Annotated in this window: 22 protein-coding genes; 13 read left to right on the top strand and 9 right to left on the bottom strand. The window is 67.1% G+C overall.

Features of this window, described 5'->3' with window-relative positions; all coding sequences use genetic code 11:
• Positions 1–46: 46 nt before the first annotated feature.
• Genes MXB53_RS12595 through MXB53_RS12605 form a run of 3 tightly spaced genes read right to left on the bottom strand, consistent with a single transcriptional unit; the run spans position 47 to position 1,490 of the window.
• Entirely contained in the window at positions 47–385 is a 339-nt protein-coding gene (locus MXB53_RS12595; protein ID WP_248897891.1) for a cupin domain-containing protein, read from the bottom strand.
• 42 nt (positions 386–427) lie between these two features.
• Positions 428–775: a DUF192 domain-containing protein gene (locus MXB53_RS12600; protein ID WP_248897892.1), complete on the bottom strand. Its 348-nt coding sequence runs from the start codon at positions 773–775 to the stop codon at positions 428–430.
• Positions 776–782: 7 nt separating this feature from the next.
• Positions 783–1,490: a hypothetical protein gene (locus MXB53_RS12605; RefSeq protein ID WP_248897893.1), complete on the bottom strand. Its 708-nt coding sequence runs from the start codon at positions 1,488–1,490 to the stop codon at positions 783–785.
• 169 nt (positions 1,491–1,659) lie between these two features.
• Between MXB53_RS12605 and MXB53_RS12610 the strand changes: the two genes are divergently transcribed.
• The 7 genes from MXB53_RS12610 to MXB53_RS12640 all read left to right on the top strand — a co-directional run bounded on the left by MXB53_RS12610 (position 1,660) and on the right by MXB53_RS12640 (position 7,476).
• Positions 1,660–2,580: a hypothetical protein gene (locus MXB53_RS12610; protein ID WP_248897894.1), complete on the top strand. Its 921-nt coding sequence runs from the start codon at positions 1,660–1,662 to the stop codon at positions 2,578–2,580.
• A 95-nt stretch (positions 2,581–2,675) separates the two neighbouring features.
• Positions 2,676–2,885: a zinc ribbon domain-containing protein gene (locus MXB53_RS12615; RefSeq protein WP_248897895.1), complete on the top strand. Its 210-nt coding sequence runs from the start codon at positions 2,676–2,678 to the stop codon at positions 2,883–2,885.
• Entirely contained in the window at positions 2,886–3,053 is a 168-nt protein-coding gene (locus tag MXB53_RS12620; RefSeq protein ID WP_248897896.1) for a DUF8143 family protein, read from the top strand.
• 86 nt (positions 3,054–3,139) lie between these two features.
• Positions 3,140–4,285, top strand: coding sequence for a multicopper oxidase domain-containing protein (locus MXB53_RS12625; RefSeq protein WP_248897897.1), 1,146 nt, complete (start codon positions 3,140–3,142; stop codon positions 4,283–4,285).
• 38 nt (positions 4,286–4,323) lie between these two features.
• Positions 4,324–4,848, top strand: coding sequence for a DUF7097 family protein (locus MXB53_RS12630; protein WP_248897898.1), 525 nt, complete (start codon positions 4,324–4,326; stop codon positions 4,846–4,848).
• Positions 4,849–4,977: 129 nt separating this feature from the next.
• Positions 4,978–5,526, top strand: coding sequence for a GMP synthase subunit A (locus MXB53_RS12635; RefSeq protein ID WP_248897899.1), 549 nt, complete (start codon positions 4,978–4,980; stop codon positions 5,524–5,526).
• A 42-nt stretch (positions 5,527–5,568) separates the two neighbouring features.
• The gene (locus MXB53_RS12640; protein WP_248897900.1) at positions 5,569–7,476 is read left to right on the top strand and encodes a DUF2070 family protein; all 1,908 of its coding nucleotides are present in this window, start codon (positions 5,569–5,571) and stop codon (positions 7,474–7,476) included.
• Here the strand turns inward: MXB53_RS12640 and MXB53_RS12645 are convergent.
• On the bottom strand, positions 7,473–7,673 hold the full coding sequence (locus MXB53_RS12645) for an HVO_0649 family zinc finger protein (protein WP_248897901.1): 201 nt from the start codon (positions 7,671–7,673) through the stop codon (positions 7,473–7,475). The two genes, MXB53_RS12640 and MXB53_RS12645, sit on opposite strands and share 4 nt — an antisense overlap.
• Before the next feature lie 83 nt (positions 7,674–7,756).
• Here MXB53_RS12645 and MXB53_RS12650 point away from each other — a divergent pair, with 83 nt between their 5' ends.
• Positions 7,757–7,951 (top strand): hypothetical protein, encoded by a 195-nt coding sequence (locus MXB53_RS12650; RefSeq protein WP_248897902.1) that lies wholly within the window; start codon positions 7,757–7,759, stop codon positions 7,949–7,951.
• On the opposite strand, the gene MXB53_RS12655 is transcribed toward MXB53_RS12650, so the two are convergent.
• Both MXB53_RS12655 and MXB53_RS12660 read right to left on the bottom strand, forming a co-directional pair.
• Entirely contained in the window at positions 7,948–8,406 is a 459-nt protein-coding gene (locus tag MXB53_RS12655; RefSeq protein ID WP_248897903.1) for an NOB1 family endonuclease, read from the bottom strand. The genes MXB53_RS12650 and MXB53_RS12655 overlap by 4 nt on opposite strands.
• Complete coding sequence (locus MXB53_RS12660; protein ID WP_248897904.1) at positions 8,407–8,652, bottom strand: PRC-barrel domain-containing protein; 246 nt, start codon at positions 8,650–8,652, stop codon at positions 8,407–8,409.
• A 127-nt stretch (positions 8,653–8,779) separates the two neighbouring features.
• Here MXB53_RS12660 and infB point away from each other — a divergent pair, with 127 nt between their 5' ends.
• A complete protein-coding gene (gene infB, locus MXB53_RS12665) occupies positions 8,780–10,582 on the top strand; it encodes a translation initiation factor IF-2 (protein WP_248897905.1) in 1,803 nt (600 codons plus the stop codon).
• A 133-nt stretch (positions 10,583–10,715) separates the two neighbouring features.
• Positions 10,716–10,949, top strand: coding sequence for a DUF8015 family protein (locus MXB53_RS12670; protein WP_248897906.1), 234 nt, complete (start codon positions 10,716–10,718; stop codon positions 10,947–10,949).
• Here MXB53_RS12670 and MXB53_RS12675 read toward each other — a convergent pair.
• The 3 genes from MXB53_RS12675 to pepF form a co-directional block, all read right to left on the bottom strand.
• Positions 10,930–11,313: a DUF5811 family protein gene (locus MXB53_RS12675; RefSeq protein WP_248898116.1), complete on the bottom strand. Its 384-nt coding sequence runs from the start codon at positions 11,311–11,313 to the stop codon at positions 10,930–10,932. The two genes, MXB53_RS12670 and MXB53_RS12675, sit on opposite strands and share 20 nt — an antisense overlap.
• 78 nt (positions 11,314–11,391) lie before the next feature.
• Positions 11,392–12,621, bottom strand: a complete 1,230-nt coding sequence (gene pan2, locus MXB53_RS12680; protein ID WP_248897907.1) for a proteasome-activating nucleotidase Pan2 — start codon at positions 12,619–12,621, stop codon at positions 11,392–11,394.
• 77 nt (positions 12,622–12,698) lie between these two features.
• Positions 12,699–14,492: an oligoendopeptidase F gene (pepF, locus tag MXB53_RS12685; RefSeq protein ID WP_248897908.1), complete on the bottom strand. Its 1,794-nt coding sequence runs from the start codon at positions 14,490–14,492 to the stop codon at positions 12,699–12,701.
• An 86-nt stretch (positions 14,493–14,578) separates the two neighbouring features.
• Here pepF and MXB53_RS12690 point away from each other — a divergent pair, with 86 nt between their 5' ends.
• The 3 genes from MXB53_RS12690 to arcS all read left to right on the top strand — a co-directional run bounded on the left by MXB53_RS12690 (position 14,579) and on the right by arcS (position 18,859).
• Positions 14,579–15,391 (top strand): CPBP family intramembrane glutamic endopeptidase, encoded by an 813-nt coding sequence (locus MXB53_RS12690; RefSeq protein ID WP_248897909.1) that lies wholly within the window; start codon positions 14,579–14,581, stop codon positions 15,389–15,391.
• Between the two features lie 126 nt (positions 15,392–15,517).
• Positions 15,518–16,999 carry a tRNA guanosine(15) transglycosylase TgtA gene (gene tgtA, locus MXB53_RS12695; RefSeq protein ID WP_248897910.1) on the top strand — a complete coding sequence of 494 codons (1,482 nt, stop codon included), beginning with the start codon at positions 15,518–15,520 and terminating at the stop codon, positions 16,997–16,999.
• 102 nt (positions 17,000–17,101) lie between these two features.
• Positions 17,102–18,859 (top strand): archaeosine synthase subunit alpha, encoded by a 1,758-nt coding sequence (gene arcS / locus MXB53_RS12700; RefSeq protein ID WP_248897911.1) that lies wholly within the window; start codon positions 17,102–17,104, stop codon positions 18,857–18,859.
• Positions 18,860–18,872: the final 13 nt, after the last annotated feature.

An 18,872-nucleotide genomic window follows, 5' to 3' on the forward strand; every position in this document is an offset into this window, starting at 1 on the left:
CGCCAAGACGGTCCGGCGTCCCACCAGGCATGGCTTATACCCCGTCTCAGTCCTGCCAGTCCGGATCGGTCCGTGGCGGGCTGAACACGTCGACCCCCTCGAAGGGTTCGTCGCCGCGATTTTCCACGGCGTGGGGTTCCTCGCCCGGGATGACGTAGGCATCGCCCGCCGACACGACGCGCTCCTCGCCACCGATCAGAAACACCGCTTCGCCGCGAGTGGCGAAGCCGGCCTGTTCGTGTGAATGACTGTGTTCGGGCACCGTCGCGCCCGCGTCGATCGTATACCCCTGGACGCTGATCCGGTCCCCTGCGACCAGCTGCGAGAGGTGGACGTCCGGCACGGCCTCGACGGTCGCGGGGTCGTCGGTCGAACTGATCTCCATATCTCTCCCCGCGACCCGGGGCGACATAAATATCGGTCCCGTTCACTCGATCCGCACGACGTCGCCTTCGGAAACCGCGGCGGCGGCGCCGGCGGGGAGTTCGATCACGGTGTCGGCCGGCGCGCGCCCGAGACCGGTCCACGCCGACAGGCGGGCGACCCGCTCGACGCGGCCGCCGCGAAGCCAGATCGCGTCGATGTCGAAGGGGACGCCGACCATGTGGAGCGCCCGCGGGGCACCGCCGTCGAAGCGGAAGACGAGCGCCGATCCCGCGGGGAACGAGCGGCGGAACATGAGGCCGCGTGCCCGCGAGAGTAAAGAATCTGCAACGGACACGTCGGTCGCCAGCGTGCGTTGGTCGCCGTCATGCCGGTGGACGACTCGGGACATCCGGCCGTCAGAGCTGGCGTGACGTGCCGGACGCGAGACGCCCCGTCCGCGACGACCCGGCGCTGGTACCGCCGAGCGATTCAGCGATGGCGGTGAACACGGCGAGGCCGACGGTGGCCGCGAGCGTCGTGATGACGACGCCGACGGCGAGTTCGGCCACCGGCGTGAGCAGGGTCGTCAGCGTGGCGATGACGGCGAGGGCAAGGGGGATCGCCACGACGGCGAGGCCGACGGCCGTGACGCGGGCACGGTGACCGCGCATCCGTTCCCAGACGCCGTCGACGGCCTGTCCGACCGAGTCGCCGTCGACGGCGACGGAAACGAACACCAGCGGCAGGTGGAGGGCGACGACCAGACCCGGGACGACGAGGGCGACGAGGCCGAGTGCGACGGCGACAGTCCCGCCGACGGCGACGACGAGGGCCCGACCGTAGACGAGAGCGGTGTCGAGCGACGGCGCCGCGCCGCCGAAGGCGTCGGACGAGAACGTGCGGGCAAGCGCGGTGAACAGCGCGATGGTGGCGACTGTCGAAAGCGCAAGGCCGGCGACGGCCTGTGGCCCCGAGAGCGGAAGGGCCACATCGTAGGTGACTCGGACGGCGGCCGCGAGTCCGGACCGGACGAGAAGCGTGTTGAGAAGGAGGTTCCACACGGCGTTGGCGACGAGCAACGTGGCCACGAGCGCGGCCACCGTGCGCGGATTCCGGAGGGGCATATCAAGACGTGTGCGGCGACGCCGACCTATATGTTTTCATCAGAATTTGATACGTGTCTGACGCACGTCGCACGGGGGCAGCGGAGACGACCTATACCGCCGGGGTTTCGTCTCACGTGCGTCTGACAATATCGATACGCTTTACTGGAGTAACATATCTACAACGGGTATGTATCGACGGACGTACCTCGCCGCCCTGACCCCTCTCGTGGCCGGCTGTTTCGGTGGCCAGCGGAGCCAACCGACCGCCACGGCGACAGCGACCCCGACCGAAACGCCAGAGCCGACGGCGACGCCCGAACCCGCGGCATCGCCCGAGGCGGCCCAGCACATCGACACCGCACAGGACCGACTCACCGAGGCCGTCTACATCTTCACGGGCGGCGTCACCGACGACCTCCTGTCGATAACGGCCGAAACCCAGACGTTCCGGGCGCGTGACGTGCTCTTGCGGCTAGACCGGGTACAACGGGCACTCGCCGACGCCGACGCCGCCGCGTCGACGGAGGAGCAACGAACGACCGTCCAGTCGCTCGATACGATGCAGCGGTTCCTCACGTTGGCGACCGACGCCCAGTCGTGGCTCATCGATGGACACGACGCCCTCACCGAGGCGCACACCCACATGGACGACAACGACCTGCAGGACGCCGAAGACGACATCGACCGGGTCGAAACCGCCGCCGAGGAGGTGTCGGAACCGACGGAAACTCTCCAAGAGGAGATGGACATCGCGAGCGCGTCGGTGACGGACGCGATCAGCGAGGACGAGTATGACGGGAAGGTGGCGCAACTGACCGACGAGGCGGACATCCTCTCCGCGGTCGGTGACGACGCCACCGACCTTCGAAACGGTCTCTCGATGATCGTCGATGCGCGCGACGACATCGACGACAACCGCACCGACGAAGCGGCCGATACGGCCGACCGCGCCTACGAAGTGTTGAGCGACGTGGAGGACCGTCTCGACGAACGGTCTAGTGACCTCCCGGAGCGGGCAGGATCCTTCGAGGACGTCATCGACGACCTCCTGAACCTGGCCTCGAGTCACGCCGCCGAAGCGGAGACCATCTACGACCAGTACTCGTGACGACGGAGCCAACGACCCGGACCGTGTGATCGGCTCTCACAAGCGCTCGTTTCAGTCTTCGGGATAGTTTTCTTCGTTCACGATCATCGGCGCGTATGGACTCCGATGACCGCGGCTGTCCGAAATGCGGCCACACCGAGACCGATGTCGGGAAGATCTCCACGACCGGTGGCGGTCTCAGCAAGATGTTCGACATCCAGACCAACTCCTTCCAGGTGGTGTCGTGTACCAACTGCGGCTACTCGGAACTCTACCGGGACACCGGATCGGCGGGGAGCGACATCGTCGACGTCTTCCTCGGGTGAATGCCCGGGGCCGGCGGCCTGCTCGTCCTCGTGCTCCTCGTCGGCCTCGCGGCACCGCTCGTCCTCTACTGGCTGGTGCGGGCCGAACACGAGGATCGGACGGTGATGGACCGGGAGGAAGCCGAACGAACCGCGCGCCGAGACATCGACGAACGCGACCGACGGTGAGGTGATTCTCGCGGGGTGAGAACCGTTTTCACCGGATGAGAACCCCCGAGGCACGCTTCTACCCCTGCCCCCTACGATAAGGTACCATGACAGACCAAATTGGTGCCCCCGGAACGACGCTCTCACGTCGGCAGTTCGTGAAGGCGACTGGCGCGGCGGGCACGGTCGGACTCGCTGGCTGTGTCGCTCCGAGAGCACAGGAGGATTCCCAGATGGCGGCGACGGCGGCCCAGCAGACCGCCAGCAGTCTCCCGCTGTCGGGGAAGCCACAGATCGTCGACGTTCCCGAGCAGGGGAATCAGGTGACGCTCCGGGCAGTCACCTCCTCGCTTCCGGTCCACCCGGGCGAGTCGATGGGCGGCCCCGTCGAACTGCCGCGGGTCTGGGCGTGGCAGGCCGACGACCGCCAGCCGAGCGTCCCCGGCCCCATCATCCGCACGACGGAGGGCGAGGACATCGAGGTGACCCTCGACAACACGAACGCCGACATGCCCCACACCGTCCACTTCCACGGCGTTCGCAAGACGTGGGAGAACGACGGCGTGCCGACCACGACGGGCATCACGGTGATGCCCGGCGAGGAACACACCTACGAAATCCCCGCGAACGTCCCGGGGACCCACCTCTACCACTGCCACTACCAGACCCACCGGCACATCGACATGGGGATGTACGGCATCTTCCGTGTCGACCCCGAAGGGTACAAGCCCGCGGATCAGGAGCTGTTCATGACGGTGAAAGACTGGGACTCCCGGCTCAACCGGCAGATGGCGGGCGAGGACGTGAGCTACAGTCCGCGGAACCGCCAGCCCGATGTCTTCACCATCAACGGCCGGGCGGCACCCCGCACGCTCCACCCCGAAGACGGGTCGCCGGTGCTCGTCTCACAGGGCGACACCGTTCGCATTCACTTCGCCAACAACGGCTACATGAACCACCCCATCCACACGCACAACCATCGCTTCCGGGTGGTCGAGAAGGACGGCTCGCGGATTCCGGACGTGGCGCAGTACGAGGAGGACATCCTCGACCTGGCGCCCGCCGAGCGCAAGACGATCGAGTTCGAGGCCGACGCCGACCCCGGCATCTACCTCATGCACTGCCACAAGGTGAGCCACGCGATGAACGGGAACTCCTACCCCGGCGGGATGGTCGGCGGCATCGTCTACGAGTCGGTGATGGATTCGGACATCTTCGCGCAGTTGATGGAGTACGCGGGCTACGAGGGGTAGCCGTCGGGTTCATCACGGAGGACGCCCCACCGGCAGGCATGGAGCGGACGCCAACGGGCACCCCAGTCGGCGTGGACGACCCCTACGCCCACGCCGGCCGGTGTGACCATCTCACGTCCGACGGCCGGTGTCGATACGCCCTGGAGCGCGACGGCGACGACCCCGCGTTCGCGGCCGAACGCCGCGCCGAGGACTACGACTGCGTCGCCGCCGACGGCGACTGGCGCGACTGCCCACAGTATCGCTCGACGACCGACGGTCGTGAATGTCGCCGGTGCGGCCTCGAAGAGGTGCGGATGGCCCACGACGACACCCGGCCGCTGCTGGAGGAGCATCACCTGTCGTATGGATCCGCGGAGACGACGGACGGGGAGACGACCCACGAGATAACGGTCGCGCTGTGTCGGTGGTGTCACGCGAAAGTCCACGCCGGCCGGGCCCGAATCGACGACGACGCGACGCCCGACACGGCGGCATTGGAAGCCCGCGAGGCGCGCCGGAGCAAGGAACAGGCGGAGTTGGGGTTTCAGACGGCCGCGGAGCGCGACGGGCGCGCGGAGTGATACGGAGTATTGTAACTGTTTGCCGGTGATTCGCCTGACCTTCCCGGCGAACCGCCGGGACTGACCGACGATACTCCGTCCGAGACGCTTCCGATTCGCTTTTAGGCGCTACCGGACTACGACGGCGTAATGACCCGCATCGTCGTCGTCGACAACCACGGCCAGTTCACGCATCTGGAGCGCCGGGCGCTCCGAGACGCGGGCGTGGACACCGAAATCGTCGACAACACCACGCCGCCGGCCGACCTCGACGTGGATGGCCTCGTCCTCTCCGGCGGCCCCGACATGGACCGCATCGGCCGCTGCGCCGAGTATCTCGACATGGACGTGCCGGTGCTCGGCATCTGTCTCGGCATGCAGATCATGGCGACCGAACTGGACGGCGCAGTGAGCCCCGGCGACTACGGCGGCTACGCCGACGTTGACGTGGCGATCACGGACGCCGACGATCCGGTCGTCGGCTCGCTCGCCCCCGAGACCCGCGTGTGGGCGAGTCACGCCGACGAGGTGACGACGCTCCCCACGGACTTTGCGCGAACGGCGACGAGCGATGTCTGTGACATCGAAGCGATGAGCGACACCGATCGAGCGCTGTACGGCGTCCAGTGGCACCCCGAAGTCGCCCATACGGCGGAAGGCGACGAACTGTTCGAGAACTTCATCGACTGCTGTCGGTGAAACGGATGGCTTTACCACACCGCGCTGTGTCGAGGTGAGCGAATGACGGCGACCCAGTCCGATCTCGCGGGGCTCTCACGGTACATCTTCACCGCCCCGAGCTGGTACGCCAGCCTCGGCTTCGCGCTCGTCATCGCGGCGATGGCGGGCATCGCGGCCTTCGACTCCGGCACCACGTCGCCCACCTGGCGCAACCTCCTCATCTTGGGCCGTGACGCCTGGCAGGGCATCTTCTTCATCGGCCTGCCGACGGTCATCGCCTCCATCGGAACCACCGGCGTCGATCGTTTCGTCGGCGGGAAACTCACGCCCAACCGGTCGTCGCTGCTGGCGCTGCTCTGTGAACTCATCATCGTCGCCATCGTCACCGCCGCGGGCATCGTCTCCCTGCTCACTCCGCTGGGACAGACGTTCGTCTACGACGCGCTGATCATCGCGCTCGCGTCCATCTTCGCCTTCCGACTGCTCGTGGTCATGGCGGTGTCGCAGTCGTCACTCCTGATCGCCGCCGTGCCGGCCAGTCTCCAGACGGTCGTCTCGGCGGTGTTTCTGTTCGTCTACAGCGGCACCGTCCGGTTCCTGGAACTCGGCGGCCCCCTCGTCGACGCCTATCTGACGCCGTATCTCTCGCGCGCCTCCGAGGCCCCGCCGGAACTCTGGGTCATCGACGCCAGCCACTTCCAGTTGCTCGCGATCATGTGTGTCGTCTACGCCGGCGGCGTCTACGTGTTCATCCGCGTGATCGACCGGCCCTGGCAGCGCAGCCTCGGGGTCTCCGTCCTCGATTTCATCCGCGGATTCGTCGGCCACGTCGCCGAGGGCTCGCGGGAACTCGAGGACTTCTTCGAGAAACTCGGCGAGGAGGCCATCGTTCCCGTGACCGTGCTCGCCTTCCGTCGACCGGACGGCACGCAGAAAGCGCGGTTCGTCCTGCCGATGATCCACCCCGGGCCGATGGGCGAAATCGGCGGCGGCAACTTCCCCGTCCGGGTCGCCGAACACACCGATGGCCTCGTCTTCCCGCCCCACGCCACGGCGGGTCACGACTTCAATCTCGTCACCGAGCGCGAGGTCGATGCCATCCTCGACGCCATCGACGCGGCACAGAAGCGACTGACGTACACCGACGAAGCGACCCGGAGCGCCCGCACGCAGTCCGGTGAAGCGACGATGCTCGGACAGGCGTTCGGCGGCAACGCCCTCCTCGTCGCCACCTACGCCCCCGGCTTCGCCGACGACGTGGAGTACGGCGTCGGTCTCTCGGTGGCTACCGAAGCGCGGACGACCGGCCTCGACGATGTCCTCCTCGTCGACGCCCACAACTCCAACAACGGCCTGCAGGGCGAAGATCTCGGCCACGTCACGCCCGGCAGTCAGCGCGCGTTCGACATGATCACCGCCGGGCGGGAGACCGGACGGCGACTGGCCGAGGCCCCGCAGGGGGACATCCAGCTGGGCGTCGCCTGGGACCGGACGAAGTGGGACGCGCTCGACGGCATCGGCCCGCTCGGCGTCCGCGTCGCCGTCGTCGACGTGGCAGACCAGCGGACAGCGTACATCCTCGTCGACGGCAACAACATGGTGCCGGGGCTCCGAGGACGGATCGTCGACGCCGTAACCACCGACAGCGACATCGACGTCGCCGAGGTGATGACCACCGACACCCACATCGTCAACACCGTCGAGGCGGACAACCAGGTGGGCGCAGCCATCGATCACGACGACTTCCTCGCAGTCATCGAACGTCTCGTCGACGAGGCCGTCGACGACCGCGAACCGGTGTCGGCGGGGATGGCAACCGAACGCACGACGGTGACGGTGTTCGGCAACGATCGCACGGAGACGCTCGCCAGTCACGCCAACGCCGTCGTCTCGATGGGCGGTGCGCTCGCCGCGGTCCTCATCCTGGTCGCGATGGCGGTGAGCGTGCTGATCTTCTTCGTCACCTAGAGCCGCAGTTCGCGACGGTCGACCGCGTCACAGCTCGGACACCGGTGGCGGTACTCGACGCGCCGTCCGGTAGTGGACACCCGCCACTCGCCACCCTCGTCCTCGTAGCCACACGCCGGACAGACGGCGCGGGACTCCTCGTAGTGGGTGCGAAGCCGCCCGAACGGGGTCGATCCGGAGCGGGGCGTGATAGACATGCGGTAACTATTACCACGGTCGCGAGTTAACTCTTTCGCACACAGCCACCGAGCAGCCGCGAGCACGAGAGTTCTGATACCGTGTGGTGACATCGCCGACGCCCGCACGATCGACACGGTGGCAATGGTCGACGCACTCGGCGACACGGGGGAGCCGGCACGACACTGGGCGGTTCGAAGCAATCGCGCCGCTGGCGGTCGTCGATCACCCCATCGTCGTTCCCGACGGGGGCGACACGGCGACGGCGGAGCGGACGGTGGCCGCTCTGGCGCTCTAGGCGGGGTTCTTCCGCGAGAGGTCGCTGCCGCAGATGGGACAGCGGTCGCGATGTTCGTCGAACTCGCGCCCACAGCCCTGGCACTGGAACCGCCAGTCTCGCTGTTCGGCGATGCCCTCGCGGGCGATCACTTCGACGACGACGCCGAGATGCTCCGCGACGTTCTGCATCGCGTAGTCGTCGGTGACGAGCGTGCCGTCGAGTTCAAACGCGGCGGCGACCAGGCGCACGTCGGTCCCGGAGAGTTCCTCGCTGTCGCCCGTCTCGATCGCGGCGCGCTCAATGGTCTCGATGGTGTTGTCCGCCGGGATGTGGATATGCATCCCCGCGCCCTCCATCGCGTCGAAGCGATACTCGCTCTCGTCTTCGAGTTCCTCCTTGACCGAGGGGATCGAGGCCATCTGCGAGGAGGTGTGATACTCGTGAATGAACGCAGAAGAGTCGAGAACGTGCATCTACCGGTCGATAACGATGTAGTCTTTCACTGCCTGCACGCGTGACACGGGGACGTGAAGCTGCCCCTGATCGTCCTGCTGGAACTGGGAGTCGCTGGCGGAGAACTCCTCGTTCGGCGAGACGAGCAGGTCATTCAGCGATCCCGATTTCACGTTCATCGTGATGTTGTACAGCATTCCGAGCTCGGTTCCGTCCGATCCCATCACGGACTTGCCGGAGAGGTTTTCGGCGAGTACGTCGACCATACGAACGATATTCGCGGGCATGCCCTTAAACGCCACGGGGTCGGCCGTGGCGAGCGACGGTATGTTGAAAGACTTAACTTCGGTCCACGGCTGTTCGAGGATACGAAAACTTCTGCCGGGGGATATCATGTCAGATTCGGATACACGCGATCGGTCTGAGGCGCTTCGCACCCCCATCGTCGCCGTGCTCGGGCACGTCGACCACGGGAAGACTAGCTTGCTCGATAAGATCCGCGGGTCGGCGGTCAGCGAGGGGGAGGCCGGCGCCATCACCCAGCACATCGGCGCCACGGCAGTCCCGCTCGACACCATCTCCGGCATCGCCGGAAGTCTCGTCGATCCCGACGACTTCGACCTGCCCGGCCTGCTCTTCATCGACACCCCCGGTCACCACTCGTTCTCGACGCTGCGCTCGCGCGGCGGTGCGCTCGCGGACATCGCCATCCTCGTCGTCGACGTGAACGACGGCTTCCAGCCCCAGACCGACGAGGCCCTCGACATCCTCCGTCGGACGGGGACCCCCTTCGTCGTCGCGGCGAACAAGATCGACACGACACCCGGCTGGAACCCCCAGGAGGGCGAACCCATCCAGTCGACCTACGACGCCCAGAGCGACCGCGCGCGCTCCCGCCTCGACGAGAACCTCTACGAAATCATCGGCCAACTCTCCGACGGCGGCTTCTCGGCCGACCTCTACTGGCGCGTCCAGGACTTCCAGGAGAACGTCGGCGTCGTCCCCGTCTCCGCGATGACTGGTGAGGGCGTCCCCGACCTGCTGACCGTGTTGATGGGCCTCTCCCAGCGGTACATGAAAGACCAGATGGCCATCGACGTGGAGGGACCGGGCGCGGGGACGGTCCTCGAAGTCAAGGACGAGAAGGGGTTCGGCACCACCCTCGACGTAGTGATGTACGACGGGACCGTCCGCGAGGGCGACGAAATCGTCGTCGGCGGGATGCAAGAACCCATCGTCACCGAGGTGCGCGCGCTACTCCAGCCGAAACCGCTCGCCGAGATCCGCACCGAAAAGCAGTTCGAGCGGGTGGAGTCGGTCGCCGCCGCGGCCGGGGTGAAAATCGCCGCGCCCGACCTCGCCGACGCGATGGCCGGGGCGCCCGTCCGCGTCGTTCGCGACCGCCCCCGCGAGGACGTCATCGCCGAGGTGGAGTCCGAACTCGCGGAGATCCAGGTCGAAACCGAAGAGCAGGGCGTCGTCGTGAAAGCCGACACCCTGGGTAGTCTGGAGGCGATGGCGAACGCCCTCGTCGAGGCCGAAGTGCCGATTCTCCGCGCCGAAGTCGGGGACGTCGCCCCGCGTGACGTGGCCGTCGCGAGCACCGCCGCCGAGGACGACCACAAGGTCATCCTCGGCTTCAACGTCGACGTCCTCCCGAACGCCGAGCGGGAACTGGAGGAGAGCGATGTCCGCCTGTTCAGCGACGACGTCATCTACAAACTCATCGAGGATTACGAGGCGTTCGTCGAGGAGCGCGAACGCGCCCAGCAGGAGACGGTTCTCGACAAAATCGTCCGTCCCGCGCGCTTCCATATCCTCGACGACCACGTCTTCCGCCAGTCCGACCCCGCCGTCGTCGGCGTCGAGATACTCTCGGGGACGCTCCAGAACAACAGCCACGTCGGCTACTTCGACGGCAACGAGTTCACGCGCGTCGGCCAACTCAGCGGCATCCAGAAACAGGGCGACGACGTGGACGAGGCGAGAGCGGGCGAACGCGTCAGTGTCGCCATCGATGGGCCGACCGTCGGCCGACAGATCGAGGAAGGCGATGAACTCTGGGTCGACCTGCCCGAGAAACACGCCAAGATTCTGGAACAGGAGCTCCACGACGAGATTCCGACCGACGAACTCGAAGCCCTCAAGGGGTTCCTCGATAAGCACCGGCGGCGGGATCCGTTCTGGGGGAAGTAAGTCCCGGTATCCATCTTCCGGTAACAGACCCATATTATTCAGAGACGTTTCCTTGGGGTTCGGTGGACGAGCCACGTACGCTCGGGAAAACGTTTTAGTCCAATAATCGAGAATATCCACCGAGGTGAGTACGATGAGCGTGCAAACGACCCCCAGCGACAGTACTGTCCTACCGACGGCCCCCACTCGGGACGACCTGGTACTGCTCCTGTTGCCGTTGCCGTTGCTCTGTGGGGTGATCGGATCGGTACTCACAGGAACACCAGTCACGCTCGGCGTCGGAATCGGCAGTCTCCCCGCGGCGTTGCTCTTCCTCTATGCGATTTCGGCGGCCGCGCCGGCCGCGGTTACCGAGCGGTCGGCGTGATGCCGTCGCCGACGGCGTCCATCACTTGGAGGGCGGCGCTCGCCGCCAGTCCCCGCGCGACTTCGTCGCGTTCGTCGGCCTCAAGCCCCGATTCGAGGTCGTCGAGGTCGGGCGTGAACCCCGCGCTCACGGGGTGGCCGGCCGGCGGACGGACGGCGACGGTCGCCGTCGGCCCATTCGAACCGTAGGACAGCTCCGAACCGACGGTGTAGCTGTCGGGCAGATACGACCGGGTTCGGGAGACGATTCCCGACACGGCACGCTGGAGGGCCTGACGTTGGTCCTGTGTGAGTTCGACGTCGGTCGACGGCTTTCCGGCGTCGACTACTCCGGGTGCGCCTCCGTACGGCGTGTTTCCATTCATCCGAGTCATCAACGGTACGCGGACACCGGGTAAAAAGCCGTCGGAGCGTGTGACCCCGTCACACGGGAGCGGTCCCGATCAGTACTGGTAGTCGGTGAAGGCCATCACGGGCCCCGAATCCTCGTTGTCCTCGATCTTCGCCTTGGCGTCGAGGAAGTCGGTCATCCGGACCTCGGTGCGGTCGTCGCGGATGGCGAACATCCCGGCCTCGGTGGCCAGCGACGCGAGGTCGGCCCCGCTGTACTCGGGGAGGTCGTCGGCCAGCGCCTCGAAGTCCACGTCGTCGTCGACGTTCATGTCGCGGGTGTGGATGCGGAGGATCTGTGCGCGACCCTCGACGTTCGGCTTGGGCACTTCGATGAGGCGGTCGAACCGGCCGGGGCGGAGGATGGCCTCGTCGAGCATGTCGAAGCGGTTGGTCGCCGCCATGATGCGGATTTCGCCGCGGTCGTCGAAGCCGTCCATCTCCGAGAGCAACTGCATCATCGTCCGCTGGACTTCGGCGTCGCCGGAGGTCTTCGAGTCCGTCCGCTTGGCCGCGACGGCGTCGATTTCGTCGATGAAGATGACCGCGGGCTGGCGTTCCTCTGCGAGTTCGAACAGGTCACGCACCAGCCGCGAGCCCTCGCCGATGAACTTCCGCACCAGCTCCGAGCCGGCCATCTTGATGAAGGTGGCGTCGGTTTCATTGGCGACCGCTTTGGCGAGCATCGTCTTCCCGGTACCCGGCGGGCCGTGCAGGAGGACGCCCGAGGGCGGGTCGACGCCGACTTCCTCGAACAGTTCCGGCGTCAGCAGCGGGTCCTCGACGGCCTCGCGCACTTCGCGCACCTGCTCGTCGATGCCGCCGATGTCGTCGTAGGTGACCTCGGGCGACTCCTCGACCTCCATGGCCTGGGCGCGGGAGTCGGTCTCGTCGTCGAGGACGGTCTGGACGCTGAAGGAGTCGTTGACGGCGACGCGGTCGCCCGCCGAGAGTTCCTTCCGGATGCGGGGCGACGGTTCCGTCAGGACCTCCTGGTTGTTGCCGTGCTGTTTGATGATCGTGCCCTCGTCGGCGACCTCTTCGACGGTGGCGATGTACAGCGAGGACGTCTTCAGCACCTCATTGCGCCGTTTGAGGTGGTCGACCTCCTCCATGAGCTCATCGCGGCGCTCGTCGGTCTCGTCGAGTCGCTCTTCGAGTTCCTCGTTGACGCGGACCATGCGCTCGTAATGCTGGCGGATGGCGTCGAGACGCTCCGCATCGGACATTTCGGGGTCGAGGTCGAGCCGTGGACGGTCCGGGAGCGACGGACTCCGTGACATTGGTTACACTTGCTATGGCGTGGGCGTAAATGTGCCTTTGGGTCTCCGAACCCTCCGGTCGCGTGGGGGGAACGGGCCTATTCGACCAGCGTCGCCATCTCGTCGAGATACGCGCCGTACACGCCGAGGGCGTCCTCGATGGGTGCGGCCGTCGTCATATCGACGCCTGCCGTTTCGAGCACACCGAGGGGGTAGGCGCTCCCGCCCATGCGAAGGGCCTCGCGGTACTCCGCGGCCGCGGGGTCGCCCTCCTCGCGAATGCGCTCGACGATGGCCGTCGCCGCGCTGAGACCCGTGCTGTACTGGTAGACGTAGTACCCGTAGTAGAAATGCGGAATCCGCATCCACTCGCGGGCGATGCGCTCGTCGACGGTTGCCGGTTCGTAGTACGTCTCCTTCAGGTCGCCGTAGATGTCGTCGAAGCGGTCCGGGGTGAGCGCACCGCCGTCCTCCACGATGTCGTGAATCCGCAACTCGAAGTCGGCGAACATGGTCTGCCGGAACAGCGTCGACCGGAAGCGCTCCAGATACTCGTCGAGGACGTGCCGGCGGACGGCCTCGTCGTCGATCGTGTCCAGGAGGTGGTGGGTGAGCAGCGTCTCGTTGACCGTGCTCGCCACCTCGGCGACGAAGATGTCGTAACTGCTGTACTGCCAGGGCTGGGCCTCGTTGGTCAGCTCCGAATGCATGGAGTGGCCGAGTTCGTGGGCCAGCGTGAACATCGATGCCACGTCGTCCTGGTAGTTCATCAGGATGAACGGCTGGGTGTCGTAGGTGCCCGCGGAGAACGCACCCGAGCGCTTGCCGCGGTTTTCGTACACGTCGACCCAGCGGGAGTCGAGACCCTCGGCCATCCGCTCCTGATAGGCGTCGCCCAGGGGGGCGACCGCCTCGACGACGTGATCGACGGCCTGCTCGTACGGAATCTCCGGCGGGTCGCCGGCCGCCATCGGTGCGTAGAGATCCCACATCTGCAGGTCATCGACGCCGAGCGCCGTCGCCTTCAGGTCGGCGTGGCGGTGGAGGTAGTCGAGGTTGTCACGCACCGTCTCAAGCAGCGTGTCGTAAACGTCGACGGGGACGTTCGGGCCGTCGAGCGCCGCCTCGCGGGCGGTGTCGTAGTTTCGGGCACGGGCGAGTTTCACGTCGGCCGTGACGCTCTTTTTCAGCGCCGTCCCCACGCTGTTTCGCACGTCGTCCCAGCGGTCGTAGAAGGCCTCGTGGACCTCGCGCCGGAAGGCGCGGTTCGGCCGCTTCTGGAGTTTCGTGAAGTTGCCCAGCGAGATCTCGACGGGTTCGCCCTCGGGATCTTCGACCGTCGGGAACTCCATGTCCGCGTTCGAGAGCATGCTGTACACGTCGCTGGCGGCGTCGGTCACATCGGAAAGGTCCGCCAGCAACTCCTCGATTTCCTTCGAGCGCGTGTGCGGCTTCTGCCGGAGGACATCGTCGAAGTAGTGCTCGTATTCGGCCAGCGCGGGTTCACGCTCGACGAACGCCTCGATGTCCGCCTCGTCGAGTTCCTGCAGTTCGGGTTCGACGAAACTCGCCGCGCTCCGGGCGTCGGCCGCGAGCGACTCCGCCCGGGCCGACATGGCCTGGTACTCCTGATTGCGGGTGTCCTCGCTACTCCGCAGGTTGGCGTAGGTCGACACCGTCGATACGTCCCGCAGGAGGTCCGCGCGGAGTTCGAGCAGTTCGAGGAGGGTCTCGGCGCTTTCGGTGACCCGGCCCTCATAGGCCGACAGGTCGTTCACCCGATCGCGGACGTCCTCGAAGGCGTCGTCCCACTCCTCGTCGCTCGCGAAGATGCTCTCCAGCGCCCACTTGTGCTCGGCGTCGATCTCGCTCCGTTCGGGAACCGAACTCATCGGCGGGCGTTGGCGTGGGGGTACCGTAAGGGTTCGTACTCGCGGTGGCAGGAAGGGTTTTCCGACGCCCGGACGCAGGGACGCGTATGTCCCCGCTCGACGAACGGACGACGGCCCACCTTCGGGCCGTCGTCGTCGCCCTAGTGGTGTCCGCCGTCGGCCTCGGCGTCGGCCTCGCGCTGGTGTACGTCCTCCTGCGACTCCTCGCTACGGTCGGCGTCGACCTCTCGCCGGCCCGGTTTCTCGTCGTCTCGCTCGTGGCGATGCAAGGCCTCGCCTTCGGTGGCGTCGCCCTCGGCTATCTCACTGTCCACGGCTGGGCCCTCGATGACCTCGGCGTTCGCGTGCCGAATCTGCGCGACCTCCTCGTCATCGTCGCTGGCTACGCGGCGGCCATCGTGGCCGCCATCAGCGGAGCGGTCGTCATCACCATCACGAGCGTCCCCGCGGGCGAGAATCAGGTCTCACAGATCATCGGCGCCGACGCGAGCGTCCTGTTGTGGCTGATTCCCGCCTCGTTTCTCCTCATCGGCCCCGGTGAGGAACTGCTCTTTCGCGGCATCGTCCAGAGTCGACTCCGGGAGTCGTTCGACGCCATCCCGGGCGTAGTGCTGGCCAGCGCCATCTTCGCCGCCATTCACTACATCGCGCTGACGGGCGGCGCGGGCGGGCGCCTCGTCACCGTGACGGTGCTCTTTTTCCCCGCACTCGTGTTCGGTGCCGTCTACGAACTGACCGACAACCTCGTCGTGCCCGCGCTGGTCCACGGCGCGTACAACGCGACGCTGTTCGCGATCACCTACCTCGCGATCCAACTGAGCGAGTCCGGGGCCTTCCCCGACGAGTCGGCGACGACAAGCCACCTCCTCGTCGAGGGTCTGAGCGCCGTCCCGGTCTGATCCGGATTATTGTAACTGTTTACCGGTGGGTCGCTGGGGCGGTCCAGCGACCCACCGGTACTGGCTGACAATAAACCGTATGAGGGGAACGGAACCCTTACCGCCGCGCCCCGAAAAGGCGAGCGTATGCGCGAGTGCTTCGAGCTACGGGACGGCGACGCCCTCGGCCGTATCGGGGAGCTGACCGTCCCCCGCGCCGGCCGGACCGTCGAGACGCCGGCGTTGCTCCCCGTCATCAACCCGAACATTCGGACGGTGTCGCCCGCCCGTCTCGAAGCCGAGTTCGGCGCCGAGATGCTCATCACCAACGCCTACATCATCCGCGGCACCGACGACCTGCGCGAACGGGCGCTCGCGGAGGGTCTCCACGACATGCTCGACTTCTCGGGCGCCATCGTCACCGACTCCGGCTCCTTCCAACTGGCCGAGTACGGCGACATCGACGTGACGACCGAGGAAATCCTGGAGTTCCAGCACGCCATCGGCTCCGACGTGGCGACGCCGGTGGACGTGCCCACGCCACCGGACGCGACCCGCGAGACGGCCGAAGCGGACCTCGAAACGACCGAGCAGGCGCTCGCCGACGCCGAAACCGTCGAGACGGGCGAGATGCTCGTCAACGCGCCGATCCAGGGCTCGACCAACCTCGACCTGCGGGAGGCGGCTGCCCGCCACGCCGACGCGACCGACCTCGACGTCTTTCCCGTCGGCGCCGTCGTCCCCCTGATGAACGACTACCGCTACGCCGACGTGGTCGACATCGTTGCGGCCGCCAAACGCGGCCTCGGCGCCGACGCACCCGTCCACCTCTTCGGCGCCGGTCACCCCATGATGTTCGCCCTCGCCGTTGCGATGGGCTGTGACCTCTTCGACTCCGCCGCCTACGCCATCTACGCCCGCGACGACCGCTATCTCACCGTCCACGGCACGAAGCATCTCGCTGATCTCGAATACTTCCCCTGTGAGTGCCCGATCTGTACGGAATGGACGCCCGCCGGCATCCGCGCAGAGTCCGACGCGGAACGGGAACGCCTGCTGGCCGAACACAACCTCCACGTCTCCTTCGGCGAGATGCGTCGGATCAAGCAGGCCATCCGTGCGGGCAACCTGCTCGAACTCGTCGAGACGCGAGCCCGGAACCATCCCGCGATGCTCGACGGCTACCGCGCGCTGCTGGATCACGCCGACCAGTTGGAACGGGCCGACCCCGCGTCGAAAGGGTCGTTTTTCTACTGTTCGGCCGAGAGCGCGCGCCGGCCCGAGGTGCGCCGACACCAGGACCGCCTCGATCGCCTGGAGACGCCCGACAGCCTGCTCCTGACCGAAGGCGCATCGCCCTCGGCCGATCAGTTCGACGCCACGTGGCGCGTGCTCCCTCCCTTCGGCCCCGCGCCGCGCGCGCTCTCCGAAACCTACCCCCTCACCGCCGAACTCCCGGATCGCCTCGACGACGCGGCCTACGAGGCGGCGGCGCGCGGCGTCGCCCGACTCGTCGAGACCCACCCCGAGACGGACGTGACGCTCTCACACGACGACTGGCCCGCGTCGGCGCTGGCGCTCGTCCCGCCCGGCGTGACCCTCGACGCGCTGCACGAGCGAGCGGACTAGGGGCCGGGCGGGCGTAGCATCGCGCCGACGCGACCACCCTGTCACCGCGGCCCCGCCGACGCGGAACGCAACATAGTTCGGCGTCCACGACGAGAGTGGGGCATGACCGAGTATTTCGAAGTCCACGGGCGTGACGGGGCCGCACGCCTGGGCGAACTCCGCCTGCGCGACCCCGTGACGACACCGGCGCTCGCCGACGAGTTCGTCGTCGACGCCGGCAGCCTCTGGAACACCGACCGGGAGATGCCCGACGGGAGCGACGCCGAGTTGACCGTGCTCCCTCACCGGTCGTTCCCGGCGGGCACCGATCCGACGGTCCAGGAGTCCTTCGCGGTCGACTACCCCGACGTCGACCACCCGAGCGCGGGCGTCGTGACGGCGGCGGCGGCCGACGACCACGGCTGTGACGCGTACGTGCTCTCCACCGCGTCGGGGGTCGTCGGCCACGGCGAGTCCTTCCGCGACGAGATGATCGCCGTCCGGGAAGCGATTCCGGCCGACACCGCGCTCTATCTCGCCGGCGTCGCCACGCCCGCGAACGTCGCGACGCTCGTCTCGGCGGGGGCGGACCTCGTCGACACCAAACTCGCTCGCGTCAAGGGCCGGCAGGGCATCTACTGTACGACCGAGGGCGAGTACCACCTCGACGAGCTCGCCGAACTCCCCGACGCCTTCCCCTCGGACCCGCCCATCGAGGAGTTCACCCGCGAGGACTGCGTCGAACACAACGTCGCGGCGCTCCGGGCGGCGCTGTCGACGGTGCGCACTCGCATCCGACGGGGGCGCTTGCGCGACTACCTGGAGGGCCAGGCCCGCCACGAGAACTGGCTGACCGCCACCTTCCGCGAGTTCGACCAGGAGTACGCCTACCTCGAACAGCGGACGCCGGTCGTCCGGGACGTGGAACTCAGCGCCGCGAGCGAGGACACCCTCAGCCGGGTCGAAATCCAGCGCTTCGCCGACCGGGTCACCTCGCGGTACCGCAACCGGTTCTCGAACCCGCTGGTGCTGGTGCCGTGTTCCGCGCGCAAACCCTACAGCGACTCCCAGAGTCACGCGCAGTTCCACCGCGCCATCCAGTACCGCGGCCACCTCGCCTCCATGACCTCGCCCATCGGCGTCGTCCCGCAGGAACTGGAGTGTACCTACCCCGCCCAGCATTACGACGCGGTCGTGACGGGCAACTGGACCGAAGGCGAGAAGGCGTTCGTCGCCGCGGTGCTCGAACGGTATCTGGAGCGCAACGACTACCCGCGCGTCATCGCCCACGTCCCCGGCGAGGGCTACCGCGACATCTGCGAACGGGTCGAAGCGCAGGTGGACGTGCCCTTCGAGTACACCGTCGAGGACCACCCCACCACCAGCGCGTCGCTGTCGAACCTCGCCGGGGCACTGGAGGGCGAGCTCAAATACTCGAAACGCGAGCGCCAGCACAACACGATTCGGGCCATCGCGGACTACCAGTTCGGCGATGGCGCGGGCGACGACCTGTTTCCGGACCTGCGGACGACGAGCCGCCACCCCAAACTCCAAGCACGGGACGAGAACGACACGCAGCTCGCGGCGCAGGTGCCCCAGTACGGCGTCCTCTCCTTCACGCTCGAAGGCGCCCGCCACTGGGTCGAGAGCGACGCGCCGACCAAGCGGGTCGACATCGACGCGTTCGTCCCCCACGGGAGCGTCCTCGCGCCCGGAATCACTGACGCCGACAGCGACATCCGCGTCGGCGACGAGGTGGTCGTCTCCGGGCCATCTGCCTTCGGCGTGGGACGGGCGGAGATGAGCGGCCCGGAGATGCGCGAGAGCAGCCGTGGCGTCGCCGTCGAAATGCGACACGTCGCGGGCGAGGACAACGCTTAACACCGTCTCCCAA

The sequence above is a fragment of the Haloplanus sp. XH21 genome, from assembly GCF_023276355.1.
Classification (GTDB): Archaea; Halobacteriota; Halobacteria; order Halobacteriales; family Haloferacaceae; genus Haloplanus; species Haloplanus halobius.